This is a genomic window from Sutterella sp. KLE1602, from assembly GCF_001578585.1.
Classification (GTDB): Bacteria; Pseudomonadota; Gammaproteobacteria; order Burkholderiales; family Burkholderiaceae_F; genus Sutterella; species Sutterella wadsworthensis_A.
On the sequence record NZ_KQ968497.1, the window covers coordinates 1 to 2,198 of the forward strand.

Genomic DNA, 2,198 nt, shown 5'->3' on the forward strand with positions numbered 1-2,198 from the left:
CAAGACGGGCGGAACCATTGGCGGCGTGAAGGTCAACGACAAGTTCCAGGTCGTGCGTGAGGACGGTTCGGTCATCAAGGGCCTCTATGCGGGCGGCGAAGTCATCAATCGTCCGTACTACAACCGCGTCTACACCTCGGGCACGGGGCTCGGCATTGCCTATACTTCGGGTCGCATCGCAGGTACGAACGCGGCGGCTGAACGCTGATCGCCTCCTGCCCTGAAAGACACACCTGAGCTCGCAGGATGCTCATCAAGAGCGCCTGCGCGCTTTCTGTATTCTCTCATCGACTCGACTGAAGCCTGATCTTGCCGCCTCTCGAATCTCTTCGGATGAATGCAGTACTGTTCAAGCGGTGCCTGAAGAAGCTGGCCGAGAGGGGCAAAGCGGGCGAAGGAGAAAGAGAAGGGGACTTCTATAAAACCGAATTGACTCGGCACGCATCAGTCGAGGAAGCTCTTCAAATACCCCCTCTCTTGGGAGAGGGGTAAGCATTTTTGTTAATTTTTGAGGAGGAAAAGAAAAAACAAGCGCGAGCTTAAGATCGAATTCGGAAATGTTCGATTTTTTTAGAACTATCACTTGCGCGCTCACGTCAATGCCTAAAAATAAGACATCTTTATCGTTTGGAGGCCAAATCCCCCTATACACCACTGGGATGACTCTCGGAGTGGGGCATTTTGTACGAAAGTGCTGGCGTTGCCGTTTGAGAGGAAGGTCTCCTGGTTCGTTGCAGCCAAACCCAGTACTTGGAAGAAGCAACTGGCTATCGGAGAAGCAATTGAAGGAAAAGCCGGCGAAGCAATCAAAGGGATGGTTGCTGTGAAGCGCCAATTGGAGCATGCCAAAGCGTCCGCCCGGTGTGCAATTGAATGGAGTTTCCACTGGATCAAAAACATCTACGGCTATTCGAAGACTCGTTATCGTGGGATCGCGAAGAATCACAGCCGGACCGTAATGCTCTGTAGTCTTTATAAGGAAGCTCTTCAAAAGTACCCTGAACAATCGTTTGCATAGAAACTTAGCCTGTGTAATAGACAAAAGTTCTCGGGGCGCAAAATTAAAGAGGGCTTTTGAAGAGCTTCCCCAAAGGGCGACCGCACTCAACGGCGGGAGTCGCCTTCCGAAGTCGAAGGAACGGTTTGCGGGAGGCTTGCCAACAGAACGAAATGCTCGTTTCGGAAAGGTCCCCAAACGCCGTCGCAGCGGGCTCCGGAAGGCGTTTTCCGATGCCCTTTTCGGCTGAAAATGCCTTCGGTCGGCAGGGCAGCGGGATGAAAAGAACGGCTCCTGATCGCTCGGGAGCCGCCTAAATGTGCGCCGCTCGTTGTTTTTCGAGGTCGACGTACGTGAAGTCGTTCCTGATGAGTTGCTGCCTGTCGTCACAACCTGTAAAGGAGCCGTCCGGACTCATGGATCAGGCGAGGGGGCTTTCGGTGCCGACAAGAGGGAAGGTTGCTTTTGCGTTTGCCGTGGTGTCGGCGGAAGGCCTGCGTGACGATGGTGTCTTTCTCTGGCTCAGGGATGTTTTCAGAGGTGGCACGAGCGGAAAATTAGTTTACAATAGTGCTGATTCATTGCTCTGTCAATGCTGTAATAGTAATGTCTTATTAATGCGGATCGAGAGGCGAACTATGGCAAACATTCAAGTCCGAGTAGATGATGCGCTTCGTGATGAAGCAGTAGCCGTTTTGAATCGGTTAGGGATGGATATGGCAACAGCTGTACGCCTATTGCTTAACCAAATCGTTGTTGATAATGGCTATCCATTCAAACCAACGTCTGATCCGTTCTACTCATCTTCCAACATTCGACATTTGGAAAAAGTATTAGATGACGTTAAACATAAACGCAATTTGGTCTCGCACCCTCTTGTTGAGGTCAATAACCCCCGCCTAAAGGCGGAGGCTTGAAAGAGCCTTTGTTGACTAGTCTCAGCAAACCTCCTCAGGGAGGCGAGCTACGTTGGTTTGGAATGTACAGGCACCGTGGGATGTTTATCCTAGTCCCACGCTCTGCGGTCTGTGTTTAAAACCTGCAAGTCGTCAAAAGATCACTCAAAACCCAGAAACGAAGTAGACACTTCTCTTAAAAGCCCTGTTTAATCGGGGCTTTTTTCTTGTACCGCGATGGGTGTATGTGATATAATCATATACACCCATCAAAGGAGATCAAATGGCAGCTCGGAAGGAGTTCC

3 protein-coding genes are annotated in these 2,198 nt (G+C 50.8%); all 3 read left to right on the forward strand.

What is annotated here, in order from left to right:
* A partial coding sequence (locus HMPREF3036_RS02355; RefSeq protein ID WP_156469719.1) for an FAD-binding protein occupies nt 1-208 on the forward strand: 208 nt, incomplete at its 5' end.
* Nucleotides 209-814: 606 nt separating this feature from the next.
* Nucleotides 815-1,018 (forward strand): transposase, encoded by a 204-nt coding sequence (locus HMPREF3036_RS12555; RefSeq protein WP_369818382.1) that lies wholly within the window; start codon nt 815-817, stop codon nt 1,016-1,018.
* Between the two features lie 395 nt (nt 1,019-1,413).
* A complete protein-coding gene (locus HMPREF3036_RS11465) occupies nt 1,414-1,914 on the forward strand; it encodes a type II toxin-antitoxin system RelB/DinJ family antitoxin (RefSeq protein WP_197457921.1) in 501 nt (166 codons plus the stop codon).
* The last annotated feature ends 284 nt before the right edge of the window (nt 1,915-2,198 follow it).

What these genes read in the sequence shown, in the direction of transcription:
- HMPREF3036_RS12555 (WP_369818382.1), top strand. Translation starts at nt 815, where the DNA reads ATGGTTGCTGTGAAGCGCCAATTGGAGCATGCCAAAGCGTCCGCCCGG.
- HMPREF3036_RS11465 (WP_197457921.1), top strand. Translation starts at nt 1,414, where the DNA reads ATGGATCAGGCGAGGGGGCTTTCGGTGCCGACAAGAGGGAAGGTTGCT.